Origin of the sequence: Streptomyces sp. MA5143a, from assembly GCF_900290235.1 — a bacterium.
GTDB lineage: Bacteria > Actinomycetota > Actinomycetes > Streptomycetales > Streptomycetaceae > Streptomyces.
In genome coordinates this window covers 1-25,311 of the sequence record NZ_OLMK01000063.1, presented here as the reverse complement: position 1 = coordinate 25,311, position 25,311 = coordinate 1, and the positions used below count along the sequence as shown (strand labels likewise).

The following is a 25,311-nucleotide window of genomic DNA, read 5'->3' as shown; positions in this document are numbered from 1 at the left end:
TCACTATGAGCGTCCGATCAGGGCGCAGTGAAAGGACCCCCAAGGGCCCGGCCCGGCAGAATCGGCGCATGAGCACTCCCGGCGCCGACGCCCCCACCGACTTCGTCCAGCTGCTGCGGACCCTGCGGGTCTGGGACCCCGAGGTCACCGAGCTGCCCGGCTTCGACCCGGCCGGGGCACCCGCCGCACCGGTCCCCCTGTTCACCAGCTGGTTCGCGGACGCGGTCGCGGCCGGGCAGCCGGAGCCGCACACCATGTCGCTGGCCACGGCGGACGAGGAGGGCAACCCGGACGTCCGTACGGTGATGCTGCACGACGTGGACGACCACGGCTGGCACTTCGCGACGCACTCCGGCAGCCGCAAGGGGCGGCACCTGGCGGCCCGCCCGTACGCGGCCCTCGGTTTCTACTGGCCGGTGCGGGGTCGGCAGGTGCGGGTGCGCGGCCGGGTCACGGTGGCCCCCGACGCGTTCGCCCAGGCCGACCTGCACGCCCGCTCGACGGGCGCGCTGGCCGCGGCCCTCGTGGGGCAGCAGAGCGCGGTCCTGCCCTCCCTGGCGGAGCTGGAGCGGGCGTCCGACGACGCCTGGGCACGGGCCGAGCGGGAGCCGGACGCGCGCGTCCCGTCCTGGACGGCGTACGCGGTCGAGCCGGACGAGGTGGAGTTCTTCCAGGGCGACGCCCGCCGACGCCACGTCCGGCTCGTCTACCGCAGGGCGGAGGGGGGTTGGGCCACGGAGCTGTTGTGGCCCTGAGGCGCTACGGACGCCTGGTGAGAGGGCCCGCGCGGCTGCGGGCCGTCCCCTGTCCATCGGCCCTACCGGTTCAGCCCTTCTCCCACACCGACACGTGACGGGTGCTGTCGCTGGTGAACGGCCGCCGGTCCCAGTCCTCCCAGCGGTCGCGCAACCGCATCCCGGCGAGCCGGGCCATGAGGTCCAGCTCGGCCGGCCACACGTACCGGAACGGGATCGAGAGGTGCGTCGCCCGCCCGTCGACGACGCGCACATGGTGCGACCGCATCCCCTGCGTGGCCACGTCGTACGTGTCGAAGCCCAGCCGGTCCGGGCCCACATGGAACGGCACCGCGTCCTGCCCCGGCGGCAGACTGCGCAGCGCCGGTACCCCGACCTCGATGACGAAGCAGCCGCCGGGCACGAGGTGCGCGGCGGCGTTGCGGAAGCAGTCCACCTGGGCGTCCTGCGTGAGCAGGTTGTTGATCGTGTTGAAGACGAGGTAGGCGACGGTGAACTCGCCGTCCGCGCGGGCGGTGGCGAAGTCCCCGATGGTCACGCCGATCGCGTCCCCACCGGGCTTGGCCCGCATCCGCTCCACCATGGCGCGCGACATGTCGATGCCGTGCACGGGGACGCCCGCGCGGGCGAGGGGCAGGGCGATGCGTCCGGTGCCGACGCCGAACTCCAGCGCGCGGGGCTTGTGTTCGGGCCGTCCGGACCGTCCGGGCTGTTCGGCGAGTTCCGCGATCAACGCCACGGCCGGATCCACCGTCTCCGGGGCGAACATCTCGGCGGACGTCTCGTCGTAGTGGGCGGCGACGGCCTCACCGAAGTAGCCGTCGGGGTCGTCGACAGTGGCGTACCCGTCGTCGGACGCCTGTGTCTTCACGTCGTCGGGGGTCTGCGTCTTCACGTCGTGGTCGGGTGTCCGTACGTTTCCGTGATCTCGTCCCTCTGCACGCATTCTCACGACCGTACCGAGGAGGGCCCGCCGCCCGCACGCGGATTTCACGCCCCTTCGGCCGGGGCCGGACGTTCCCGCGCGGCCCTCCCTATACGCCTACGTCCCCGCTGGGCTCGGGGTCGGTGGACAGGCGGGCGTGGAGGTGGGCGTCGCGGAAGGCGTCGTGTCGGCCCGCCTCCCACATCGCCCCGCGCAGGGTCCCCTCGTACGGGTACCCGCACCGCTCGGCGATCCGGCAGGACGCGTCGTGGCCGAGGGCGTGGTCGAGTTCGATGCGGTGGAGGCCGAGTTCGGTGAAGGCCCAGCGCGTGGCGAGGTCGACCGAGTGGCGGGCGACCCGCCGGCCGCGGGCCTCCGGCAGCACCCAGTAGCCGATCATGGCCCGCCGCATGAGCCGGTCGATCCCACTGAACCCGACCTGCCCGAGCGTGACCCCGCTCTCCGCGTCCACGACCCGGAACGTCGCGGTGCTCCCCTCCGCGTCGGTCTCCGTACGCCGCCGCAGCGACTCACGCGCCCCCTCGGGCCCCTCGTCCAGCATCAGGGGCGTGTTCCACCGCCGGAACTCCGGGTCGGAACGCCCCCGGAACCAGGCGTCCACGTCGGCGTCGGACTCGGCGTCCCAGGCGCACAGCACAAGCCCGTGCCCGCGCACCTCGGCATCGGACGCGGCCCCGGACGACTCGGCGGGCAATTCATCGGCACACGACTCAGGAGTACGACTCACACCGCCATTGAAACCGAGGCCGGCCGCCCCTGACCTACCGGGTCCCGCACACACGGAACACCGGCACCCAAAACTCCCCGGCCTCCCGGAACACCGCCTCCACCTCCACCCCCACCCGCAGGTCCGCCGCCGCGCACTCCACGACCTCGGTCATCATCCGCGGCCCCTCGACGAGATCGACGACGGCGGCGACGTAGGGGACCCGCTCCCCGAAGGGCGGCAGGTCGTTGCGGTGGACGACGGACCAGGTGTACAGCGTGGCCCGGCCGCTCGCCTGCTCCCAGCGCACGTCCTCGCTCCAGCAGTGGGGGCAGAACTCACGCGGGTAGTGGTGGGCCCGCCCGCACGCCCCGCACCGCCGTACGAGCAGCCGCCCCTCGGCGGCCGCCTCCCAGTACGTACGGCTGAAGGTGTCGGCCTCCGGCAGATCGAACCGGCCCCCGGCCCCGCCGGAGCCCATCAGAAGAGCCCCAGCGCGTTGTCGAGCGACCAGCTCTGCCACGACATCCCGAACAGCGCCACGACCGAGATCAGCGCCATCATCGAGTTCTGCCCCTGCTCGGCCCAGTCGTGGATCATCAGCACGAAGTAGAGGAGGTTGAGCAGCAGCCCCCCGACCAGCGCCACGGGGGTGAGGTAACCGAGGACCAGGCCGAGCCCGAGGGCGAGTTCGGCGTACGCGACGACATACGCCATGGTCCGGGGCCGGGGCCTCACCACCACGTCGAAGCCGCTGCGCACCGCCTCCCACCGGTGTTTCCCGGCCACCCCGGCCGCCCAGGCGATCCCGGCGCCCTGGAACCAGGTCTTCTTGTCCTTGTGCCGCCAGCTCTCCAGCCACCACAGCCCGAGCCCGATCCGCAGCACAGCCAGCCATTCACCACCGGAGAGCCAGACCGAGTCCATCGCTGCCGCCCTTCGAAACGCGTCCGCGCGGGATTTCTGACGGTACGTCAGTTCAGCGGATGGAAGAGGGAAGCGCAAGACGCGAGACGGACGCGCCACCCCCACCCACCTCACGCGCCCGCCATATTCCGGGAGACCTACGCCACAGACCTCACGCACTCCTCCTCAGCCGTGATCAATCCGCAACCAATTCCGGTCTTGACCGAGACCCATCAATGAGGGACGTGAATACGCTCGGCACATGGCCGACTCCAGAGCTTCCGCGACCCCCGCCTCCGACCACCCGGTCTATGTGATCGGTGGCGGTCCCGGCGGGCTGGCCGCCGCCCACGCGCTGCGTGCCCGGGGGATACGGGCCGTCGTACTGGAGAAGTCGAACGCGGTGGGCGCGTCCTGGCGGCGCCACTACGACCGGCTGCGCCTTCACACCACCCGGCGGCTGTCGGCGCTGCCCGGCCTGCCGATGCCGCGCCGCTTCGGCCGGTGGGTGGCACGGGACAACGTGGTGCGCTACCTGGAGAAGTACGCCGAGGTCCACGCGCTGGAGATCGTGACCGGCGTCGAGGTCACCCGCGTGGAGCGGAACCCCGACGGCACCTGGCTGCTGCGCGCCACCGGCGGCCGTGAGCTGACCGCCGGCGCGGTCGTCGTCGCCACCGGCTACAACCACACCCCGAACATCCCGGACTGGCCCGGCCGCGACACCTTCACCGGCGACCTGTCACACGCCTCCGCGTACCGCAACCCCGAGCCCTACGCCGGCCGTGACGTCCTCGTCGTCGGCATCGGCAACACCGGCGCCGAGATCGCCGTCGACCTCGTCGAGGGCGGGGCGAAGCGGGTACGGCTCGCGGTACGGACGGCCCCGCACATCGTGCGTCGCTCCACGGCCGGCTGGGCCGCCCAGTACAGCGCCGTCCTCGTGCGGCGGCTCCCGGTCGCCCTGGTGGACCGGATCGCCAAGCCGATGGCCCGGCTCAGCGTGCCCGACCTGTCCGCGCACGGGCTGCCCCGCCCCACCTCCGGCCTGTACTCGCGGGTCAACGAGGGCTCCATCCCCGTCCAGGACGTCGGCATCATCGACGCCGTCCGCAAGGGCAAGGTGGAGATCGTCGCCGCGGTGGAGAAGTTCGAGGACGGCAAGGTCGTCCTCGCCGACGGCTCGCACGTCGAAACCGACGCCGTGATCGCCGCCACCGGTTACCGCCGGGCCCTGGAGGGACTGCTCGGCCACCTCGACGTCCTGGACGAGCGCGGCAAGCCGGTCGTGCACGGAGCGCGCTCCCCGCGGAACGCGCCCGGCCTGTACTTCACCGGCTTCACCAACCCCATCAGCGGCATGTTCCGCGAACTCGCCCTCGACGCCGAGAAGGTCGCCAAGGCCGTCGCCCACACCGGCGGCGTCGCCACGCGCGACGCGGTCACCGTCCAGGTACGCGCCGCGCGCTGAACGGGGCGGCAAGGTCAGTTCACCGCCCGCACCGCCGGGTCGTCGGACGTGTCCGGGTCGAACCCGAGCCGTCCGCCCGGACGCCCGGACGCCGGGGAGGGGGGACGCTACCCGGCACGGTCGCGGCCGACCGACCGGTATACGACTGGCGGCCGCCCCGCGCGGGTACAACTCCCCGTACCGCCGCGTAACTTTGCCCGCACACCCATTCCTGACGCAGCGTCAGTTCAGTAATCTGAAATCTGACGCTGTGTCAGTTAGATGAGTGGTACGTGACCGCGTCACCTCAGTGAATTGGCTGTCACACAGGAGCGGGCGGACCGATGCTTGGATCAACCCACGGCACCCTCACCACCGACTCCCGCCGGGCCCGGGCCATCGCCTGCGGCGAGGCCCCGCAGCAGATCGTGCACGGCAGACCTGCCGAAGCCGGCGACCTGGACGTCAGCGGGCGCCCGCTGTACGCCGCCGTCCCCGATCTGGACCGGTTCTTCCGCCCCGAGTCCGTGGCCGTGGTGGGCGCCTCGGACGCGGAGGGCCGGCCCAACACCGGGATCACCCGGCAGTTGCTCGCCTGGGCCGAGCGGGTCGGCGCCCGACTGCACCCGGTGCACCCCACGCGTCCGTCCGTCTTCGGCATCCCCTGCTCCCCTTCCGTCGCCGACCTGCCCGAACAGGTCGACCTCGCCGTGCTGCTCGTCTCCGACCCCCTCCCGCTGATCGACGAACTCGCCGAGGCCAAGGTGAAGTTCGCCGTCGCCTTCGCCTCCGGGTTCGCGGAGACCGGCGAGGAGGGCGCCCTCGCCCAGCAGCGGCTGGCCGCAGCCGTCGCCCGCTCGGAAGGTCTGCGGCTGCTCGGCCCGAACACCAACCTCAACGCCTTCGAACGCTTCCGTGACGACCTGGACGGGCCCGCGATCGCACTGATCACCCAGTCCGGCCACCAGGGCCGCCCGGTCTTCTCCCTCCAGGAACTCGGCATCCGCCTCTCCCACTGGGCCCCCACCGGCAACGAGGCCGATCTGGAGACCGCCGACTTCATCTCCTACTTCGCCGAGCGCCCCGAGGTGGGCGCCATCGCCTGCTACATCGAGGGCCTCAAGGACGGCCGCTCCTTCCTCCTCGCCGCCGACCGGGCCGCCCGGCGCGGGGTGCCCGTCGTGGCCGTGAAGGTCGGCCGCACCGAGGCCGGCGCCCGCACCGCCGCCACCCACACCGGCAAGCTGACCGGCGCGGACGCGGTGGTCGACGCGGCCATGCGGCAGTACGGCGTGATCCGCGTGGACGGTCTGGACGAACTCCAGGACACGGCGACCCTGCTGGCCCGCGCCCGGCGGCCGCGCGCCGAGGCCCCGTCACGTCCGGTGGCCGACGGTGTCGTCGTCTATTCGATCTCGGGCGGCACGGGCGCGCACTTCGCGGACCTGGCGACGGAGGCCGGGCTGCGCCTGCCGAAGCTGTCGGAGGCCAAGCAGGCCGAACTGCACCAGTGGATCCCCGACTATCTGAACGTGGCCAACCCGGTCGACAACGGCGGACACCCGGTGGGCGACTGGCGCGGCCCCCGCATCCTCGACGCGATCCTCGACGACCCGGCGGTCGGCGTGCTGATCTGCCCCATCACCGGCCCCTTCCCGCCGATGAGCGACAAGCTCGCCCAGGACCTGGTGGACGCCGCCGAACGCACGGACAAGCTGGTGTGCGTGGTGTGGGGGTCGCCGGTGGGCACCGAGGACGCCTACCGCGAGACGCTGCTCGGGTCGTCGAAGGTGGCGACCTTCCGCACCTTCGCCAACTGCATCACCGCCGTCCGCGCCCACCTCGACCACGCCCGCTTCACCACCGCCTACCGCTCCCCCTTCGACGAGGCGCCGCGCTCCCCGTCGCCCTCCTTCCGCAAGGCCCGGGCCCTGATGCGGCCGGGGCAGCAGCTGAGCGAGCACGCGGCCAAGCAGCTGCTGCGCGCCTACGGGATACGGGTGCCGCGCGAGCAGTTGGTGACGAGCGCGGCGGCGGCCGTACGCGCGGCGAGCCTCGTCGGCTACCCGGTGGTGATGAAGGCGTCCGGGGCGCGGATCGCCCACAAGACGGAGCTCGGCCTGGTGAAGATCGGGCTGACCTCCGCCAGCCAGATCCGCGACGCCTATCGCGAACTCACCGACATCGCCCGCTACGAGGACGTGTCGCTCGACGGGGTGCTCGTCTGCCAGATGGTCGAGCGGGGCGTGGAGATGGTCGTGGGGGTCACACACGACGACCTCTTCGGGCCGACGGTGACGGTCGGGCTCGGCGGGGTCCTCGTCGAGGTGCTCCGCGACGCGGCCGTACGCGTGCCGCCCTTCGGCGAGGACCAGGCGCGCGCCATGCTCGACGAACTGCGCGGACGGGCCCTGCTGGACGGGGTCCGCGGGGCGCCCCCGGCCGATGTCGACGCGCTCGTGGAGGTCGTGCTCCGGGTGCAGCGGATGGCGCTGGAGCTGGGGGACGAGATCGCGGAGCTGGACATCAACCCGCTGATGGTGCTGCCGAGGGGGCAGGGCGCCGTGGCCCTGGACGCGCTGGCGGTGTGCCGCTGAAGCCCGCCGGACCGCACCGAACAAGGCCGGCACAGCCAGTGACAGATGGAGCATCCACATGTCCGCTTCCCCCCCTGAACATCCGGAAAAGTCCCGTGACTCATTGATACTGCACGCCACTGACAACGCCGTCTCGTGGATCACCCTCAACCGCCCCGAGGCGATGAACGCCCTCACCCCCGACCAGCGCGACCGTCTCGTCCAGCTGCTCGCGGACGCCTCCGCGGACCCCGCCGTGCGGGCGGTCGTGATCACCGCGACGGGCCGCGGGTTCTGCGCGGGCGCCGACCTGCGCGGCGGGGCGGCCCGCCCCGCCGAGCGGGTCGCCGGCGACGTGGCCCGCACCATCCGTCTCGGCGCCCAGCGGCTCGTCGCGGCCGTCCTCGACTGCGAGAAGCCGGTGCTGGCGGCGGTGAACGGCACGGCGGCCGGTATCGGGGCGCATCTCGCCCTCGCCTGCGATCTGGTCCTGGCGGCCGAGGAGGCCCGTTTCATCGAGGTGTTCGTCCGCCGCGGCCTCGTCCCCGACGGCGGCGGCGCCTACCTCCTGCCCCGGCTGATCGGGCCGCAGCGCGCGAAGGAGCTGATGTTCTTCGGCGACGCCCTGACCGCCGCCGACGCGGAACGACTGGGCCTGGTCAACCGGGTCGTCCCCGCCGCGGACCTGGAGAAGACGGCCCGCGAGTGGGCCGAGCGCCTCGCCGCCGGCCCCACCCGCGCCCTGGCGCTGACCAAGCACCTGGTCAACACCTCCCTCGGCACCGACCGCGCCACCGCCTTCGCCGCCGAGGCCGCCGCCCAGGAGATCAACATGACGACGGCGGACGCCCAGGAGGGCGTGGCGAGCTTCGTCGAACGCCGCGCGCCGCGCTTCGAAGGCCGCTGAATGCTCGCCCTGGGAACGGCGACGGACCGGTCACCACCGGAGCGACCGGCACAGCGGCCGCGGCCGGCCACCTGCGCCACCCCCGGCACCGGCACCGGCACAGCGGTCGTTGCGACCCTTCACTTCTGACGGGCCGTCAGTTTCAATGGGGCTGTGATGGGACATGCGGGAATGGCGGCGGCGGCCGTCCGATATCTACGGTCCGACCGGACGCGGGCGACCGCGCCCTCGCGCCCGGTCGAAGCACTGCCCCGCCCCGAGCTGCGCTGCGTCCGCGAGGGCGAGCGGGCGCCCGTCGACCAGGCGGAGTTCCGCCGCGTCCTGGGCAGCTTCGCGACGGGCGTGACGGTCATCACCGCCCCACCGGCACCCGACACCACCCCGGGCCCAGGGCCGGCGCTCCGCCCCGCCGGATTCGCCTGCCAGTCCTTCTCCTCGCTCTCGCTCGACCCGCCCCTCGTCGTCTTCATGGTGGGCCGTACGTCGACGACCTGGCCCCGGATCGCCCGCGCGGGCGTCTTCTGCGTGAACGTACTCGGCGCGGATCAGGGCGAGTTGTGCCGGCGCTTCGCGGTGAGCGGCTCGGACAAGTTCGCCGGTGTCGCCCACGACCCCGCCCCCGTCACCGGCTCGCCCCGCCTCGCCGGCGCCGCCGCCTGGATCGACTGCGCGATCCACGCCGTACACCCCGGAGGGGACCATCTGATCGTGGTGGGCCGGGTGGAGGCGCTGGGCACGCCCGGCATGGACGCCGCGGCGAGCGCGCCCCTGCTGTTCCACCGCGGCCGCTTCGGCGGCTTCACCAGCGACTGAGACACCCCGCGGCCTCACGACCGGATGAGCCACCCCTGCCTCACTCCACCGCCAAAACCGCCCCGCCGCCGATCACCACGCACCCGACGGCCAGCGCGCCCCACGAGAGGATCGCCGCGCAGGGCTGGACGGGCCGCCCCGCCCGGGCCCGTACGACGGTGCCGTGCACCGCCAGGGCCGGGGGCAGGGCCACGACGTAGAGCCCGAAACCCACGAGGTGCCAGGCGGGGACGGCCAGGGCCGGGAGCACCCACAGGGTGCAGGCGGGCGGGATCCACCACCAGTCGGTGCGGCCGGTCAGCTGCCGCGCGGTCCAGTGGGCGAGGCGCACCGCCGGGACGACGTACACGGCGGTGAGCACACCACCGGCGAACAGGATCAGCACGAGCATCAGCGGCACGACCGCGAGGGCGGCGAAGGGCTCGCCGCCGCCGGGGCCCGCCTGGGCGCCGAGCACGGTCACGAACAGCGCGGCGCACACCAGCGCGCCCTCGACCCCGAGCACGGCCATGGACACCGCCGACGGTTCGGCGCTCCCGCGGGCCACGCCCTCGCCCGTCGCCCCTGCCTTCGCCATGGACATCACCAGCACCCTCCCCGTCTAGAGGGAGTGTGCCCGCCCCGAAACGGTTGCGCCCGCCCCACCCCGGAATCGCCGCGGACCGGGCTCCGACCCGCGACGCGTACGTCAGGCCCCGGCCACCGCGGCGGTCCCGCCGCCCGGGAGCACGGCGGGCCGTCGACGCCGGATCACCAACGCCATCAGCGCCGCCACCGCGCACAGCGCCCCGGAGGCGTACCAGACGACGTCGTACTCGCCGAACGTGTCGCGGGCGAGGCCACCGAGGAAGGCGACGAGGGCGGCGCCGACCTGGTGGGAGGCGAGGACCCAACCGAAGACGATGGCGCTGTCGTCGCCGTAGTGCTCACGGCACAGGGCCATGGTGGGCGGGACGGTGGCGACCCAGTCGAGGCCGTAGAAGACGATGAAGAAGATCATCGGAAGGTGCACGGAGGGGGCCAGCAGATAGGGCAGGAAGAGGAGGGAGAGGCCGCGGAACGCGTAGTACACGGCCAGCAGCCGCCGCGGCTCGAAGCGGTCCGTGAGCCAGCCGGAGGCGATCGTGCCGACGACGTCGAAGACCCCGATGACGGCCAGCAGGGAGGCCGCCGCGGTGATGGGCATGCCGTGGTCGTGGGCGGCGGGCACGAAGTGGGTCTGGATGAGGCCGTTCGTGGAGGCCCCGCAGATCGCGAAGGTGCCGGCGAGCAGCCAGAACGGCCCGGTCCGTACCGCCGAGAGGAGGACCCGGATCGTCCTGCGCGCCGCCCCCGGCACCGGCGCGGGCTTGGGCACGAACTCCGTCGCCCCGTACGGCTTCAGCCCCGTGTCCGCCGGGTGGTCGCGCAGCAGCAGCCAGACGAAGGGGACGACGGCCAGGGCGGCGAGGGCCACGGTGACGGCGGCGGGCCGCCAGTCGTGTTCCGAGACGATCCAGGACAGCAGCGGCAGGAAGATCAGCTGCCCGGAGGCCGAGGCGGCGGTCAGGATGCCCGAGACGAGGCCGCGCCGCTCGGTGAACCAGCGGTTGGTGACCGTCGCCGCGAACGCCAGCGCCATCGAGCCGGAGCCGAGCCCCACGAGCAGCCCCCAGCAGAGCATCAACTGCCAGGCCGAGGTCATCCACACCGTCGAACCGGCGCCGACCGCGATCACCGTGAGGGCCACCGCGACCACCCGGCGGATGCCGAAGCGGTCCATCAGCGCGGCGGCGAACGGCGCCGTCAGTCCGTACAGCGCCAGGTTGATCGATACGGCGGACGCGATCGTGCCGCGTGACCAGTTGAACTTGTGGTAAATCTTTGGGGCACGTTAGTCCGCGTGCATGAACAAGGGGGGCAGGACAGATGGACGTCACCATCTACGTACGACTCAGCCTCGATCAGCATGGCGACGAGTTGGGCGTCCAGCGCCAGGAGGACGAGTGCCGGGCGTTCGCCGCAGCCCGTGGCTGGACCGTACGAGAGGTGATCTCGGACAACGACATCAGCGCCACCTCGGGCAAGGTGCGGCCAGCGTTCGAACGGCTGTTGGCGTCCAAGCCGGACGCGATTCTCTGTTGGCACACTGACCGGCTCGTGCGCAGGACGGAAGACCTGCTGCGAGTGATCGCACTCGGGGTCAACGTCCACGCCATCCACGCCGGACACCTCGACCTGTCGACTCCGGCCGGTCGGGCCACGGCCAAGACGGTCACGGCTTGGGCGGAGTACGAGGGTGAGCAGAAGGCGCTACGGCAGAAGGCGTCGAACCTCCAGGCGGCGAAGAACGGCAAGCCACACAAGGCGGGCTTGCGAACGTTCGGATACGAAGACGACTACGTGACCGTGGTCGATGCCGAGGCGGAGGCGATCCGCAAGGGTGCCGAGATGGTTCTCCGAGGCGAGACCCTGGCGGCTGTCGCTCGCTTCTGGACCGGCCTCGGTCTGCTCGCTCCGCGCTCGTCGTCCGGCAAGGCGAAGGGTGAGGCAGATGGCGAGGCGAGGGGGTGGGGCGTGGGCGGTGTGAAGAAGGTGCTCATCTCCCCTCGGTACATCGCTCAGGTCACCTACCGGGGCGAGGTGATGGGCGCGGGCAAGTGGCCCGCGATTCTTGATGATGCGACGCACTACGCCCTCGTGTCGGCACTGACGAACCCCAAGCGCTTCACGGGCGGTGCGCGTACCGGCTCAGCCCCTCAGACCCTGCTTGCCGGACTGGCCACGTGTGACCGTTGCGGGGATACCGTGCGAGGCGGCATGTACCGAGGGGCCCCGGTCTACCGCTGCGGACAGAAGCACGTACGCGTGCCCCGGGAACTGGCCGACAAGCGAGCGGGTAACGCCGTCCTGGCGCGGATCGTCTTCCCCGACTTCCTTCCCTGGGTCCTCGCTTCCCGGCAGGAGCAGGGAGACGACTCAGCCCACCTTCATCAGGAAGCGCAGACCCTGCGGGAACGGCTCGACGGGTTGGCTGTGTCCTACGCCTCCGGGTCCATCACCCTGTCCCAGATGACGGCCGGTACCGAGGCGATCCGGTCCAGGCTCGACGAGATCGACGAGAGGCTGTCCGGTATCACTGGCCTGCCCCCGATCGACCACGTGTCGGGCATCGCTGGCCTGATTCAGGACTGGCCGAACACCCCACTCCCCGTCCGTCGAGCGTGGGTCAAATTCGTCACCACGATCACGATGCACCCGAACGGCTTCAAGAAGGCGGCGAAGATGACTGTGGACGACTACATGACCGTGGAGTGGAACCACACCGCCGACGACGAACAAGACGCGTAGCCTGCCTCACTCTCGTCTCCGCAGGCCCCCGTTGGACCACACCACCAGGAGGAACCAGATGTCATACCCGCAACTGCTCACCCCCGAGGAGAAACTCGCCGACGCGAAGAAGCTGTTGAGCCTCCCGCGTATCGTCGTGATCTGCGGCTCCACCCGCTTCATGACCGAGATGACCGAGGCCGATCTGCGGGAGACCAAAGCCGGAAGAATCGTCGTCAAACCGGGCTTCGACATGAAGGCGCCGCACGGGCTTTGGTCCGATCCCGCCGAGGCCGAGGCGCTGAAGGTCCGGCTCGGCGAGCTGCACCGGGCGAAGATCCGGCTCGCCGACGAGGTGCTCGTAGTCGGCGACCACATCGGAGACAGCACCCGAGCCGAAATCGCCTACGCCCGGTCGCTGGGCAAGCCCCTGCGGTTCACGCACCCCGAAGTCGACCCTGACGCCTGACCGCCCGCTGCCACCTCGACGACCAGGGCCGGCAGCCCGCCGCCCGACCGTCTCGCGGCGGCTTCGACCGACGCCCACTTCAAACCCTCCGCAGGCATCCCTTGGAATTGATCATCCAGAGGCCGGGGCTTCGTCATGCCGGATCAGAAAGGGGGCGGCTCTTGCCCCGCTTCTTGGAGCCGGTCGGTCAAGCGGTCGTAGTCGAAGTCCACCGGCAAGGGAGCCGCGTACGCGTCGCCGAACCAGCGTCGACGCTGGTCCTCTTGCTTGACCTTGCCAAGATCCACAAAGGACAGGGTGGGGGCCGGAGGCTCCCCAAGAGACCCGTCCCCTTCGTCTTCCTGCTGAGGGCCGCTCACGCGGCCCACCTTCGTCGGCTGCTTGCGCTCTTCGTCTTCGCCCTGTCGGCCCCCGACGGGGGGCCGCACTTCGCCTTCCGGCTTGCTCTTCGCCGCTGGCTCCTCGCTCTTACCGCCGTCGTTCTTGTAGGCATGTAGGTTGTATGGCTTCACAGCCATACTCGCCTGCTTCGGCAAAGTGAGTCGGTAGATCACTGGACCATCCGGCACCTTGCCGGTCTTCGTGAGCCAGCCAGCCTTACGGAGCCTGCCTACGATCTTGTTGACCGTCTGCTCTGGAGCCTTCCCGCCGTAGCCGAGTTCCCTGGCGATCGTGCCGTTCGACGGGCACACGTTCCCGCCCGTCTCGTAGTCCGCGTACAGCGCCATGGCGACGCCGACCAACTTCTCTGCGGGCTTCAAGTTCGAGCGCACCAGCGCACGACGCCATACGTGTTCCTGTATCGCGGGCTTCCCTTCTCCGAAGACTCACAAGGACCTCAAAATCTACAGGTCTCCAGATACGAAAGCGCAGGTCATCGCGTCTGAGGCTCCTCTCAGGCGGACCCCAGAACCGTGGCAGGATTTGAGCCGCCAAGACACGGCGGTCGAAATGGTGGGGAGGTCCACCAGGACGACCCTGACGACCCGATGCGCACGGCCATGCGGCAGGTCATCGGCGTGTTCGCCGAACTCGATCGGCGCATGGTGGTCAAGCGTCTCCGGGACGGGCGTGCGGCCAAGGCAGCATCCGGACGGAAGGCTGTCGGTGCGTATGCCTACGGCTTCCACGGGGACGGAGAGGGGCGAGAGCGCGACGCTGCACCCAACCCCACGGAGCAGGCGGCACAGGCCCGCATACTCGAACTGAGGGCGAAGGGGATGAGCTACCGGGCCATCGGCACGCAGCTCGACACTGAGGGCCTGCCCCCGCGCAGAGCCGCGAAGTGGAGCGCCATGACGGTTCGCTCCGTCTGCCAGAAGGCCGGGGTGTCCTGAGACAGGCGCACAGCCGCGCGGTCAGGTCGCCAAGGCACGGACAAGCATCGTGCCCACAGCCTTGCCCTCTGGCGGGTCGATCAGAGACACGCGCACGTCAGAGAAGCCGTGCCCCGTCAGGATGCGCCCCCACTCATCCGGGGTGCGATCGTGCCGCTGTCCGGCTTTGCCGGGCTTCGGCCCCTGGCTGCCCGGAGGCAAATGCGAGAAGGCCAGGATGCCGCCCGGCGCCATGCGCGAGCGGATCAGCGGGAGCAGGGTGTCCGGATCGACGAACCACACGGCACCGAAGATCGAGAGCACGACATCGAACGTCTCCTCTGTCTCGCTCAGGAATGTCGTCGCCTCCGCCGTCCGGAACTCAAGGCCCGGCAAGTGGCCCCAGCACTCCCGCGCGACCGTCTCGCGGGCGGGGGCGATGTCCACACCTCGACCCGTCGCGCCAAGCGTCACGAGGTGCGCGAGGTTGCTACCGCTCCCCGACCCGAGTTCCAGCACCCGGCGTCCGGCCACGGGGCCCAGAACACTCTCGTTCGGCCCGTGATCGGCGTACTGAGTCCAGTTCAGCCAGGTCGTATCACCCTTGGCGTTCACGGTCTTGCGTGGCTTGCTCCCGCCCGCGTACCTGTCCCAGGACTCAGCCAATGACATGCAGTGATCCTTTCCAGCATGAGGGGCCCACCCCCAACGTACGGGGACAGGCCCCAACTCACATGCTGCTCACTACTACTTGGGCGAGTCGTGGCACCCTGCGTGGCACTGGTTGCAGTCGGCCGCGTCCTCCATGCCCCACAGGTCGGAGTCGATCTCGAACCCGGCCGCCGTGATGGCCTTGATCGTCTGGTCCAGGACGAGCGGGCCGCCGGTCTTGAGGTCGTGGCCGTCCAGCGTCGCCTTGTTGTCGCTGACGCACTGGACACCGGCCGCCGCCCCCGGAAGCTCCGGTACGTGGTGGATGTACCGGCCGAAGTGCCGGCTGGTGAAGTGGTGGTACGGGATCGAGTCGAGCATGAACGAGTGCCATGCCTCGTCCACCTGCTTGGACGGGCCCATGAGAAGGTCCGGGTTCTCGCCGCACGTGACCAGGTAGGCGATGGCCTGTCCGAACTTGGCATCGGCCAGTTCGCGCGTGTTTTCCGGGTTGCGGAGCAGGAGGGCCACCTCCCGCTCCCACACCTCCGGGGTGACGTACGCCTTCGGGTCGCGGGTCACTACTGTCGTGCTCATGCTGGCTTGCCTCCACGCAATTGGGGGTCCGTGGTGCTCCGGTCATGTCGCCCACCCCCGCACTTGGGGCACAGGCACGGCGGCATCAGGCCAGTAGCGAGGGGTTCCCCGCCCTCACCCTCGTACAGGGTTCGTGGCTTGGTCTGGTGCCGTCGGCTCTCACCGTGTAAGCGCTGATGCGGATGGACATGACGACCATGTTCCGGATCGATCATGACCATTGCGGCGACGTTCAAGGCGCCCCTCGGGCGTCATGTCGGTGTCACCCCGAGGGCGTCAAACCGGTGTCATTGGAGGCGTGACGTGGCTACCCTCGGATCATGACGACTCCGGCCGAACGGGAGCGAATCCCCAACGACGTGCTGACTTCTGTGCGCAAGTCGATGAACCTCAGCCAAGACGAGTTCGCCCGGGGCTTACGCGGCGCAGGCGAGGAGCTGGGGGAGCCGAACGACGCCTCCAAGCGACTCGTGCAACGCTGGGAGTCCGGGGAGACCAGGACATGCCGCCCGCTGTATGCGCGGGCACTGAAGCGGTTCACCGGCCGTTCCCCTGAGTCGCTGGGGTTCGCGATCCCGATGGCACGCGTCCACTCAGACGGGGCAGGAGGCCACGACATGGAGGCTGAGGAAGTCGGTACGGCCGACGCTGTCACAAGCCCGGAGGCGGAGCCGCAGAGCGAGTACGCGGGCATCTGGCTGTCCCGGTACGAGTTCTACTCGTCCAGCCGCGACGAGACGTTCGACTGCAAGCATCACGTCGTGATCGTCCAGCACGGCAACCGGCTGACAGCTCAGAGCCTGCCCGGAGCATCGACCAACCCGGACAGCCCATTGTCTCTGGATCTCACAGTTGAACGGAACGTCGTCACCGGTACGTGGACCGAGCAGACGGCGGCTGACGGCTACTACCAGGGCGCCCGGTACCACGGTGCGATTCAGCTGTTGATCGAGCCGACGGGCCGACGTATGGCGGGCAAATGGGTCGGGTTCGGCAAGGACTTCGACGTGAACACGGGCCCGTGGGAGCTGCGCCTACTCGACCGATCGACAGGCCGTGCGAGCATCGAGCGGTACTCGACCACACCGGAGTGATGGATCGGGGCGCTCCCCTGCGGGAGCCGCCCGGTGCGGGCAACTGGCCACCGAATCCGCCCCGGCCGGTTCGAAACCGGCAGGTACGCAAGACCGCCTCCAAGTTCCCCAAAGCAGGAGGTCGGGGTCAGCCCCGGCCAGTGGCTGACCCGGCAGCGCGTCGAACGGGCCCGCCACCTCCTGGAGTCCACCGACCTGTCCATCGACCAGATCGCCCACGACGCGGGATTCGGCACCGCCCAGTCGATGCGCCAGCACCTCCAGGGCGCCCTGGGGGTGACCCCGACGGCGTACCGGCGCACGTTCCGCTCGGGCGGAGCGACACCCGCGGCCCCTCAGCGACAGCCCTGACCGCGGCCCCGGCGGCGGCGCCCATCCATCGTCACCAGACACCGGCGCGGCGGCCGCCCGCCGTCACCAGACCCCGGCGCGGCGGCCGTCCGCCATCACCAGGCCCCGGCGCGGCGCCCCGCCGCCGTCACCCGACCCCGTCCCGCCGTCACCCGACCCCGTCGAGCAGCAGCCGCGCGGCCACCGCCGTCCCGTCGGTGCGGACCGTGGCGGCGACCGCCCAGGCCCGCTCCCCCGTCTCCGGGGCGAGCGCCACCTCCAGCGCGGCCGACAGGGAGGCGTGGGTCGGGACGGGGCCGTCGTGGGCCGCGCCGATGCCGAGGGCCGCCACCCGGCCCGCCCAGTACGGCTGGTCCGCCAACTGCGGTACGACGACCTGGGGTGCGCCGGACCGGGCGGCCGTGGTCGTGGTGCCGGCGCCCCCGTGGTGGACGACGGCGGCCACCCGCCCGAACAGCGCCTGGTGGTTGACCTCGCCGACGGCGAGGCAGTCGTCCCGCTCGTCGATCAGGGCGAGATCGGCCCAGCCGCGCCCGACGAGCACCCGGCGGCCCTGCGCCCGCACCGCGTCGACGGCGACGCGGGCGACGTCCCGCGAGGCGTGCATGGGCATGCTGCCGAAGCCCACGTAGACCGGGGGGTCGCCGGCGTCCAGGAACGCCGACAGCTCGTCCGGCAGGGGCCGTTCGTCGGGCAGGAACCACGCGCCGGTCTGGACGACGTCGAAGTCCGGCATCTCCGTCGGCGGGTCGAGGACGGGGTCCGTCGCCAGCCAGGGGCGGTCGCCGACGACATGGTCACGGACGCCGTCCACCGGGGGCAGTCCGGCCGCGGCCCGGTGGGTGTTGAGCGCCTCCGCGAACAGCGCGTCGACGGCCTCGGCGTCGAGGTCCCACAGCGCCCGGTTGTCGGTCACGTCCGGCGGCAGCGGATGCCCCGGGTACGCCAGCGGCGGGCGCTGCGGCGACGGCAGCGTGAGCTGCTGGAAGGTCACGGACACCGAGGGGATGCCGAGTCTCTCGGCCACCGAGCGCGCGCCGGCCGCGGCCGGGATCATGCCGGTCGCCACGAGGACGTCCCAGCCCTCGGCGGCCGCGGTGATCACCTCGAACTGGCTTGCGATCACCTCGGCGGCGCGTTCGGGGATCGTCGACGCGGGCGGCGCCGCCTTCGTCAGCGACCGCGCCGACGGCCCGTACGGCACCATCTCGACGCCGATCCCGGCGAGCAGCTTCCCGAACTCGTCGTCCGACGGGCCGCACACCCGTACCTCGGCGCCCGACTCGCGCAGACCCGCGGCCAGTCCCGCCATCGGCTGGATGTCCCCCCGCGACCCGTAGGTCGACAGCACAACGCGCACTCCACCACTCCCGATCTCCGCCGAACTCCCGCTCAGGCCGGTGATTCTGCGGTACGACCGGGCCCTTGCCGCAAGACCCCCCGTGCGCTATAAGTTGAGCACGGCAAGGAGTTCGGTGACTCCTTGCCCTTTCGTTTGCGCCCCGACGCTCAGAACGTGAGCACCGCCCGCGCGACCCTTCCCTCCGCCGCGTCCTGGGCCGCCTTCGCGAAGTCCTCCACCGGGTACGTGGCGGTCACCAGTTCGTCGAGCAGCAGCAGCCCTGCGCGGTACAGCTCGGCGTAGAGCGCGATGTCCCGCTGGGGGCGGGACGATCCGTAGCGGCAGCCCAGGATCGCCTTGTCCAGGTAGAGGGAGGAGACCCGGAAGGACGCCTCGGCCGTGGCCGCCGGTACGCCCAGCAGCACCGCCTGTCCCCGCCGGTCCAGCAGATCGATCGCCTGGCGGATGAGTTCGACGCGGCCGACGCACTCGAAGGCGTGGTCGACGCCGGTCGGCACGACCTCCCGTGCGTCTTCCGCGGAGGTGAGGAAGTGCGTGGCGCCGAACCGCCGGGCCACGGCCTCCTTCTCCGGGTTGGCGTCGACCGCGACGATCCGGGTCGCGCCCGCGAGGCGCGCCCCCTGGATGACGTTGAGCCCGATTCCCCCGGCCCCGATGACGAGCACGCTCTCGCCCCGGTCGACGCGTGCCCGGTTGAGGACCGCGCCGACCCCGGTCAGTACGCCGCAGCCGATCAACGCGGCCGACGACAAGGGGATGTCGTCCGGTATCCGCACGGCCTGCACGGCCTTGACGACCGTCCGCTCGGCGAAGGCGGAGTTGGCGGCGAACTGGAACACCGGCTCCGCACCGCGTGTGAACGGCCGCTCCGGGCGCCCGATCGCGCGACGGCACATGGTGGGCCGCCCCCGGTCGCAGTCGGCGCAGGTCCCGCAGTTGGCGAGGGTGGACAGCGCCACATGGTCACCGGGCCGGACATGGGTGACGCCCGCGCCCACCGCGTCGACGACGCCCGCGCCCTCGTGGCCGAGCACCACCGGCGCCGGGAACGGGATCGTCCCGTCCACCACCGACAGATCGCTGTGGCAGAGCCCGGCCGCCGCGACCGCGACCCGCACCTCGCCGGGCCCCGGCTCCCGGACGTCGAGATCGTCGACGACCTCGACCCGCTTCCCGTCGAACACGACGCCTCTCACGCCGGCACCCCCCGGCCCACCGTCGACCGGCCGACTCTCACCCTCCGCACCGTCGTCACGCCCCTCAACCCCTCGGTTCTCTCGGCAGACCGAGCACCCGCTCGGCGATGATCGTGCGCTGCACCTCGTCCGAGCCGCCGTAGATGGTGTCGGCCCGGCTGAACAGGAACAGGTGCTGAAGCGGATCGAGTGCGTACGGCGTCCCCGGCGACCATTCCACGGGCCCCACCGCCGCGTCCGCGCCCCGTACCTCCATCGCGAGCTCGCCGAGCCGCTGATGCCACCGCCCCCACAGCAGCTTGGCCACGCTCGGCGCGCCCGGCTCCTCCGAACCGCCCAGCGTCCGCAGGGCGTTCCACCGCATCACCCGCAGCTCGGCCCACTGCCGTACGAGCCGCTCCCGTACGACGGGGTCGTCGGCGGCGCCGCTCGCCACGGCGGCCCGTACGACGTCGCGCAGCTCCTCCGCGAACCCGATCTGCTGGGCGAGCGTCGACACACCGCGTTCGAAGCCGAGGAGGCCCATGGCGACCCGCCAGCCGTCGCCCTCGGCGCCGACGACATGGGTCGCGCGCGCCCCGTCGAAGAACACCTCGTTGAACTCGCTCGTGCCGGTCATCTGCCGGATCGGCCGCACTTCGACGCGGCCCGGCTGGGCCATGGGGACGAGCAGGAACGACAGCCCGTGGTGGCGCCGCGACCCGGGCTCGGTGCGCGCCAGCACGAAGCACCAGTCCGCCTCGTGGGCGAGCGAGGTCCAGATCTTCTGCCCGGTGACGGTGTACGTCCCGTCCGGGCGGGGCTCGGCCCTGGTGCGGACGGCCGCGAGGTCGGAGCCGGCGCCGGGCTCGCTGTAGCCCTGGCACCACAGCTCCTCGCCGCGGGCGATCGGCGGCAGGAACCGCTCCTTCTGCTCCCGTGTCCCGAAGGCGATCAGGGTGGGCGCGAGCAGCTTCTCCCCGATGTGCCCCGACCTGGGCGGCACGCCGGCACGCGCGTACTCCTCGGCCCACACGACCTGCTGGACGAGCGTGGCCGTCCGATTCCCGTACCCGCCCTCGGCCCACCCGAGCCCGATCCACCCGTCGGCCCCGAGCGTCCGCTCCCAGGCCCGCCGGTCCCCGGCCGCCCCGGCATGCCCCGCGAGCCAAGCCCGCACCTCCCGCCGAAACGCCCCGTCCTCCACCCCAAAGTCCACGCCCACACCGCCTCCGGCCGACCGCACGAACCTCTGTCACCCAGGCAGAACAACTGACCTCAAAGCCGCACCCCCACCCCCCAGGGGCGCGGGGAACTGCGCGACCAGCCACAACCCACCCGCACAAACCGAACAACTCACACCCCCACCCCCCAGGGGCGCGGGGAACTGCGCGACCAGCCACACTCCACCCGCAGCCGCCCAACAACCCCCCGGCCCCGAGCTATGAGGCGCCCTTGTTCGGCCGCGCCCCCTCGGTCGCGGCCCGCGCCATCTCCTCCACTCGCGAAAGCATCGGCATCGGATCCACCCCCACCACCCCGGGCAACACCTCGGCGATCCGCTCCGGCGTCCACCCGCCCTCCGACCAGGCCGAACGCAGTTCCCTCGGCTGGGCCCACACCGCGATCCTCGGCCCCGCCACCGTGTACACCTGCCCGGTGATCCGCTCCTCCCGGGCCCGCTCGGACAGCAGGTACACCACGAACGCCGCCACATCCTCCGGCTCACCGATGTCGGTCAACTCCACCGGCACCCCCGCGGACATCCGCGTCCGCGCGACCGGCGCGACCGCGTTCGCGGTGACCCCGTACCGGTGCAGCCCGAGCGCCGCGCTCCGCACCAGCGAGATGATCCCGCCCTTGGCCGCGCTGTAGTTGGCCTGCGACACGGACCCCTGATGGTTGCCGCTGGTGAACCCGATCAACGTCCCGGCCCGCTGCTTCCGCATCACCGCCGACGCCGCCCGGAACACCGTGAACGTGCCCTTCAGATGCGTGGCGACCACCGGGTCCCACTCCTCCTCGGACATGTTGAACAGCATCCGCTCCCGCAGGATCCCGGCGACGCACACCACCCCGTCGATGCGCCCGTACGCGGCGACCGCCGCGTCCACGACCCGCTGTCCGCCCGCCATCGTGGAGATGTCGTCGGCGACGGCGAGGGCCTCGCCCCCGGCCGCCTCGATCTCCTTGACGACGGTCTCGGCGACGGAGCTGGTCGGTTCGGAGCCGTCGACGGACACGCCGTAGTCGTTGACTACGACCCGCGCGCCCTCCGCCGCCGCGGCGAGGGCGACCGCGCGGCCGATCCCCCGTCCCGCGCCCGTGACGGCGACGACCTTGCCTGCCAAGAAGTTACCCACCCCGGCCCCTTCCCCTCATCGCGGTTTCTGACGGACCGTTAGATTTGCTCGCACGCCGATTCTACGACCCGTCAGATACACCGGCACAAGCCCCGGGGAGGGCCGATGTCACTGCCTGCGGAGTTCCACGAGATCGCCAAGCGCGTGAACAACTGGGGCCGTTGGGGGGCGGACGACGAGATCGGCACGCTCAACCTGATCACCGACGACGTGGTTCGCGAGGCCGCTCGCTCGGTCCGTTCCGGTCGCCGCGTCCCGCTCGCTCTGCCCCTCCGGCAGGACGGCGTGCAGACGGGGATGATCCCGGGCCGGGTCAATCCGCTGCACGTCATGGTGCAGATCAACCAGGAGATCTTCGGGCCGGGCACGGTCGCGTGCAGCGACGACGCCGTGACGATGGGCCTTCAGTCGGGCACCCACTGGGACGCCCTGACCCATGTCTCCCACTCGGGCCGCCTCTACAACGGCCGCCCGGCGGACACGATCACCCCGCACACCGGGGCCGCGTTCGCCGGCATCGACAAGGCCCGCCACATCGTCTCCCGCGGCGTGCTCCTCGACATCCCGCGCGCCCTGGGCGTCGACACCGACCGGCTGCCCGGCGGCCACGCGGTCACGCCCGAGGACCTGGACGCGGCGGAGGAGTCGGCCGGGGTGCGGGTCCGCGCGGGCGACATCGTCCTCGTCCGCACCGGGCAGGTCCAGGCGTACCTCGCGGGCGACAAGCACGGGTACGCGTTCCCGTCGCCGGGACTGTCGATCCGTACCCCGGAGTGGTTCCACGCGCGGGACGTCGCCGCCGTCGCCAACGACACGATGACCTTCGAGATCTTCCCGCCGGAGATCGAGGACCTCTGGCTCCCGGTGCACGCGCTGCACCTGGTCGAGATGGGCATGCCGCAGGGCCAGAACTGGAATCTGGAGGAGTTGTCCACAGCCTGTGGAGAAGTGGGCCGGTACGCCTTCCTGCTGTCGGCGATGCCGGAGCCGTTCGTCGGCGGTACGGGCACACCGGTGGCCCCGGTGGCGGTGCTGTGAGAGAGGATCGGTGGGCGGCGCGCCGCTGCCCGCCCCGAGCTCGGCACCGCGCGCCGCCATCCGGCCTCGGCGTACCCGCCCCGCTCCCCGGGCCGCCCGGTCGGGAGCCGACGCCGAAACACGACCCACACTCGTCGAGGGCTCCCGTCACCGAAGCCCTCGTCGTCCCCTCGCGGCGAATCGATAGCCATAAGCGTGATCAAACGGACACGGCACGTCAACACCCGTTCGGGGATTTGCCCCTCGGGCCCGGGTCCCGACGCCGCGTACGGGAGCACCCCCGGCGCACACACCCGCCGCCGCGAGCGCAAGGGTCCGGCGCCGTGCTTCGGCGCGCAGGCGCATGCGACACAGAGGCGCACGCCGGGCGCCTGCCGAGTGAAACCACCCCACCCATCCCCGATCCGGACCACCCGCGCCGGACCGCCCCGTACGGCAGTCCGCCCCGCCCCGCCCTAGACCGCCCGGTACACCAGTCCGCCGCGGGACACCGCCGTCACGCCTGGGACGGCGCGGCCCGACGAGCACACGGCGGGGGTCGCGACGCCGCCCACGCCGGTCGCTCCGGACGGGCCGGGGGTGGCACGGTCCAGTTCGCACCAGATGCGTTTGCCGATGCCCTCGTGGCTCCAGCCCCACCGGTCGGCGAGCCCCTCGACGAGCGCGAGGCCCCGCCCGCCCGTCTCGTCGCCGTCGGCGCAGCGGGGCGCCGGCGGACACGCGCTGGTGTCGGCGACCTCCAGGCGGACCGTGCCGGCGGAGCCGTCACGGAGCCCGGACAGCAGCAGCCGCAGCACAGCCGGCCGCCCGGTGTGGACGACCGCGTTGGTGACCAGCTCGGAGACGAGCAGGATCAGCGTCTCGCCCAGCGGCTCGTCGTCCCCTATCCCGGACCCGGCGAGCCGTGAACGGGCCCATCTCCGGGCGCGACCCACTTCTGCGGGGTCGGGCCGGATCTCCAGCTGCACTTGAAGCACCTGCACCGCTCACACCATCCGAACCGGCGGACACATCGCCGCACGCCCCTCCGGGGCCACGATCGTGGTCATCTTCTGCTCGGCCGACTCCACTGCCGTCGGCACCGGGATCACGGAACGTGATCCCCTTACTAGACAGCATGGTTGACGTACAGTCACCCCAACAAGCGCTTCGGGCATATTCCAGCGCGAAGGAGTACGCCTGGGGCATACTGTGCGACGCTCATCGCGGGGAGTCGAACAGACCGGAGTGACGCGCCTCCGGCCCACTTCACGAGCGCCGGACACCGCCACGTCCGGGGCCGCCACAGGGGCAACACCGGGCCGGCTGAGCCTCGGAACCACTCGCATCCCCCAGAAGGTACCGGAGTACGACTCCGACTCCAGGCCGTGACAAGTCACACCTAGGACACAACCCGGTATCAACGCTCGGTAATTCCGGCATGCCACGTTCCGCGACATTCCCCGATGAGGCCGCCACGGACTTCACGGCGGCCCTGGTCAGCGCGTTCAGCGGGACTCGACCAACAGTTCGCCCGCCAGCGCTTCCTCACTGTCCGTCACCAATCCGCCACGTTCCGCCCGGACCCATGCCCGCTTCAGACACAGGTGTACGTCGGCCTCCCAGGTGAACCCCATACCGCCGTGGACCTGGAGACAGTCGCGGGCGCCGCGCACGGCCGCCTCGTCGGCCAGCAGCCGGGCCGCGGCGATGTCCACGGGGTCGGCGGTGACGGCCGCCGCGTAGACGGCCGCCCTGGCGACCTCCACACGGACCAGCAGGTCGGCGCAGAGGTGCTTGACCGCCTGGAACGCGCCGATGGGCCGCCCGAACTGCTCGCGCGTCCGGGCGTGTTGCACGGCCGCCTCGCAGGTCCGCACCGCCGTGCCGAGCTGCTCGGCGGCGGTGAGCAGGACGAGGAGGCCGTCCGGCTCGGCGGTACGGGAGCCCGCCGGGACCCGGTGCAGCGGCGTCAACGGGTCGACGGACCGCACCGGGACCGCGCCGGTCGCGTCCCCCGTCACCACGTCGGCCTCGTCCAGCCACTCCACCAGGCCACCACCCCCGACGGTGGTCACGACGGTCTCCCCGGTCGCGGCCCCCGGCACCACTCCCGCCGCGAGATGCGTGGCCACCAGCGGTCCGGGCAGCAGCGCACGCCCCGCCTCCTCGAACACCAACACGGCCTCGGGCAACCCCAGCCCGACCCCACCGTCAGCCTCCGGCAACCGCAGCGAGAAGACCCCGGCACGCCCCAGCTCCCGCCAGAGCCCCCGATCGACCCGAGGAGCCTCGACCCCCTCCCGCAAGGCGCCCCGCCCAAACCGCCGATCAAGCAACTCCCGCACAGCACGCTTCACATCAAGCTGCTGCTGATCAAGTCGAAACCGCATCAGGGACCCCCTTCAAAGCCGAGCACACCAACGCCTTTCAGGGGCGCGGGGAACTGCGCACCGAAAGCAGGGCGCAGCCCTGCCTTTCAGGGGCGCGGGGAACTGCGCGACCAGCCACACCCCACCCGCACCCGCCAACCCACCGCACACCCCC

Annotated in this window: 24 protein-coding genes and 2 pseudogenes; 11 read left to right on the top strand and 15 right to left on the bottom strand. The window is 71.6% G+C overall.

Translation table 11 applies throughout. The features are described 5' to 3' along the window. Positions 1 to 68 precede the first annotated feature (68 nt). On the top strand, positions 69 to 755 hold the full coding sequence (locus SMA5143A_RS25550) for a pyridoxine/pyridoxamine 5'-phosphate oxidase (protein WP_107465191.1): 687 nt from the start codon (positions 69 to 71) through the stop codon (positions 753 to 755). A 70-nt stretch (positions 756 to 825) separates the two neighbouring features. Here the strand turns inward: SMA5143A_RS25550 and SMA5143A_RS25545 are convergent, their stop codons facing one another. The 4 genes from SMA5143A_RS25545 to SMA5143A_RS25530 form a co-directional block, all read right to left on the bottom strand. Beyond that, complete coding sequence (locus tag SMA5143A_RS25545) at positions 826 to 1,701, bottom strand: class I SAM-dependent DNA methyltransferase (protein WP_107465190.1); 876 nt, start codon at positions 1,699 to 1,701, stop codon at positions 826 to 828. An 88-nt stretch (positions 1,702 to 1,789) separates the two neighbouring features. Continuing rightward, entirely contained in the window at positions 1,790 to 2,428 is a 639-nt protein-coding gene (locus tag SMA5143A_RS25540; protein ID WP_375136545.1) for a GNAT family N-acetyltransferase, read from the bottom strand. 34 nt (positions 2,429 to 2,462) lie between these two features. After that, complete coding sequence (locus tag SMA5143A_RS25535) at positions 2,463 to 2,888, bottom strand: Zn-ribbon domain-containing OB-fold protein (RefSeq protein WP_107465188.1); 426 nt, start codon at positions 2,886 to 2,888, stop codon at positions 2,463 to 2,465. Next, positions 2,888 to 3,334 (bottom strand): DoxX family membrane protein, encoded by a 447-nt coding sequence (locus SMA5143A_RS25530; RefSeq protein WP_107465187.1) that lies wholly within the window; start codon positions 3,332 to 3,334, stop codon positions 2,888 to 2,890. Before SMA5143A_RS25530 ends, SMA5143A_RS25535 begins: the two co-directional genes overlap by 1 nt. A 241-nt stretch (positions 3,335 to 3,575) precedes the next feature. Between SMA5143A_RS25530 and SMA5143A_RS25525 the strand changes: the two genes are divergently transcribed. From SMA5143A_RS25525 to SMA5143A_RS25510, 4 genes are all read left to right on the top strand, one after another. After that, the gene (locus SMA5143A_RS25525) at positions 3,576 to 4,784 is read left to right on the top strand and encodes a flavin-containing monooxygenase (RefSeq protein ID WP_107465186.1); all 1,209 of its coding nucleotides are present in this window, start codon (positions 3,576 to 3,578) and stop codon (positions 4,782 to 4,784) included. 323 nt (positions 4,785 to 5,107) lie between these two features. Then, complete coding sequence (locus SMA5143A_RS25520) at positions 5,108 to 7,360, top strand: acetate--CoA ligase family protein (RefSeq protein ID WP_107465185.1); 2,253 nt, start codon at positions 5,108 to 5,110, stop codon at positions 7,358 to 7,360. A 58-nt stretch (positions 7,361 to 7,418) separates the two neighbouring features. Continuing rightward, on the top strand, positions 7,419 to 8,246 hold the full coding sequence (locus SMA5143A_RS25515) for an enoyl-CoA hydratase/isomerase family protein (RefSeq protein ID WP_107465184.1): 828 nt from the start codon (positions 7,419 to 7,421) through the stop codon (positions 8,244 to 8,246). A 156-nt stretch (positions 8,247 to 8,402) separates the two neighbouring features. After that, positions 8,403 to 9,059, top strand: coding sequence for a flavin reductase family protein (locus tag SMA5143A_RS25510; RefSeq protein ID WP_181362008.1), 657 nt, complete (start codon positions 8,403 to 8,405; stop codon positions 9,057 to 9,059). A 40-nt stretch (positions 9,060 to 9,099) separates the two neighbouring features. Here SMA5143A_RS25510 and SMA5143A_RS25505 read toward each other — a convergent pair whose 3' ends face one another. Together SMA5143A_RS25505 and SMA5143A_RS25500 are read right to left on the bottom strand one after the other, a co-directional pair. Further along, positions 9,100 to 9,636: a hypothetical protein gene (locus SMA5143A_RS25505; RefSeq protein WP_107465289.1), complete on the bottom strand. Its 537-nt coding sequence runs from the start codon at positions 9,634 to 9,636 to the stop codon at positions 9,100 to 9,102. Between the two features lie 111 nt (positions 9,637 to 9,747). Beyond that, a pseudogene (locus SMA5143A_RS25500) lies at positions 9,748 to 10,911 on the bottom strand (MFS transporter); the annotation flags it as partial. A gap of 56 nt (positions 10,912 to 10,967) precedes the next feature. Between SMA5143A_RS25500 and SMA5143A_RS25495 the strand changes: the two are divergent. Further along, the gene (locus tag SMA5143A_RS25495; RefSeq protein WP_107465182.1) at positions 10,968 to 12,389 is read left to right on the top strand and encodes a recombinase family protein; all 1,422 of its coding nucleotides are present in this window, start codon (positions 10,968 to 10,970) and stop codon (positions 12,387 to 12,389) included. Between the two features lie 58 nt (positions 12,390 to 12,447). After that, positions 12,448 to 12,837 carry a hypothetical protein gene (locus SMA5143A_RS25490; RefSeq protein ID WP_107465181.1) on the top strand — a complete coding sequence of 130 codons (390 nt, stop codon included), beginning with the start codon at positions 12,448 to 12,450 and terminating at the stop codon, positions 12,835 to 12,837. A 143-nt stretch (positions 12,838 to 12,980) separates the two neighbouring features. Here the strand turns inward: SMA5143A_RS25490 and SMA5143A_RS25485 are convergent, their stop codons facing one another. Continuing rightward, entirely contained in the window at positions 12,981 to 13,610 is a 630-nt protein-coding gene (locus SMA5143A_RS25485; RefSeq protein ID WP_107465180.1) for a helix-turn-helix domain-containing protein, read from the bottom strand. Positions 13,611 to 13,751: 141 nt separating this feature from the next. On the opposite strand from SMA5143A_RS25485, the gene SMA5143A_RS25480 reads away from it, so the two are divergent. Continuing rightward, positions 13,752 to 14,174: a recombinase family protein gene (locus tag SMA5143A_RS25480; RefSeq protein ID WP_258193737.1), complete on the top strand. Its 423-nt coding sequence runs from the start codon at positions 13,752 to 13,754 to the stop codon at positions 14,172 to 14,174. Positions 14,175 to 14,195: 21 nt separating this feature from the next. Here the strand turns inward: SMA5143A_RS25480 and SMA5143A_RS25475 are convergent, their stop codons facing one another. Both SMA5143A_RS25475 and SMA5143A_RS25470 read right to left on the bottom strand, forming a co-directional pair. Further along, entirely contained in the window at positions 14,196 to 14,825 is a 630-nt protein-coding gene (locus SMA5143A_RS25475) for a class I SAM-dependent methyltransferase (RefSeq protein WP_107465178.1), read from the bottom strand. 75 nt (positions 14,826 to 14,900) lie between these two features. After that, positions 14,901 to 15,401 carry a glycine-rich domain-containing protein gene (locus SMA5143A_RS25470; protein WP_258193736.1) on the bottom strand — a complete coding sequence of 167 codons (501 nt, stop codon included), beginning with the start codon at positions 15,399 to 15,401 and terminating at the stop codon, positions 14,901 to 14,903. A gap of 320 nt (positions 15,402 to 15,721) precedes the next feature. Here SMA5143A_RS25470 and SMA5143A_RS25465 point away from each other — a divergent pair, with 320 nt between their 5' ends. Both SMA5143A_RS25465 and SMA5143A_RS25460 read left to right on the top strand, forming a co-directional pair. Further along, positions 15,722 to 16,495 carry a helix-turn-helix domain-containing protein gene (locus tag SMA5143A_RS25465; protein ID WP_107465176.1) on the top strand — a complete coding sequence of 258 codons (774 nt, stop codon included), beginning with the start codon at positions 15,722 to 15,724 and terminating at the stop codon, positions 16,493 to 16,495. 111 nt (positions 16,496 to 16,606) lie between these two features. Then, positions 16,607 to 16,846 (top strand): annotated as a pseudogene (locus tag SMA5143A_RS25460) (helix-turn-helix domain-containing protein); the annotation flags it as partial. 148 nt (positions 16,847 to 16,994) lie between these two features. Here the strand turns inward: SMA5143A_RS25460 and SMA5143A_RS25455 are convergent. The 4 genes from SMA5143A_RS25455 to SMA5143A_RS25440 all read right to left on the bottom strand — a co-directional run bounded on the left by SMA5143A_RS25455 (position 16,995) and on the right by SMA5143A_RS25440 (position 21,747). Continuing rightward, on the bottom strand, positions 16,995 to 18,206 hold the full coding sequence (locus SMA5143A_RS25455) for a glycosyltransferase (protein WP_107465175.1): 1,212 nt from the start codon (positions 18,204 to 18,206) through the stop codon (positions 16,995 to 16,997). Between the two features lie 149 nt (positions 18,207 to 18,355). After that, a complete protein-coding gene (locus tag SMA5143A_RS25450) occupies positions 18,356 to 19,405 on the bottom strand; it encodes a Zn-dependent alcohol dehydrogenase (RefSeq protein ID WP_107465174.1) in 1,050 nt (349 codons plus the stop codon). Positions 19,406 to 19,469: 64 nt separating this feature from the next. After that, positions 19,470 to 20,603: an acyl-CoA dehydrogenase family protein gene (locus SMA5143A_RS25445; RefSeq protein ID WP_107465288.1), complete on the bottom strand. Its 1,134-nt coding sequence runs from the start codon at positions 20,601 to 20,603 to the stop codon at positions 19,470 to 19,472. A gap of 223 nt (positions 20,604 to 20,826) precedes the next feature. Further along, on the bottom strand, positions 20,827 to 21,747 hold the full coding sequence (locus SMA5143A_RS25440; protein WP_107465173.1) for an SDR family NAD(P)-dependent oxidoreductase: 921 nt from the start codon (positions 21,745 to 21,747) through the stop codon (positions 20,827 to 20,829). A gap of 105 nt (positions 21,748 to 21,852) precedes the next feature. Here SMA5143A_RS25440 and SMA5143A_RS25435 point away from each other — a divergent pair, with 105 nt between their 5' ends. Further along, a complete protein-coding gene (locus SMA5143A_RS25435; protein ID WP_107465172.1) occupies positions 21,853 to 22,785 on the top strand; it encodes a cyclase family protein in 933 nt (310 codons plus the stop codon). 455 nt (positions 22,786 to 23,240) lie between these two features. Here SMA5143A_RS25435 and SMA5143A_RS25430 read toward each other — a convergent pair whose 3' ends face one another. Beyond that, on the bottom strand, positions 23,241 to 23,768 hold the full coding sequence (locus SMA5143A_RS25430; RefSeq protein WP_375136544.1) for an ATP-binding protein: 528 nt from the start codon (positions 23,766 to 23,768) through the stop codon (positions 23,241 to 23,243). Positions 23,769 to 24,272: 504 nt separating this feature from the next. After that, positions 24,273 to 25,157 carry an acyl-CoA dehydrogenase family protein gene (locus tag SMA5143A_RS25420; RefSeq protein ID WP_107465169.1) on the bottom strand — a complete coding sequence of 295 codons (885 nt, stop codon included), beginning with the start codon at positions 25,155 to 25,157 and terminating at the stop codon, positions 24,273 to 24,275. Positions 25,158 to 25,311: the final 154 nt, after the last annotated feature.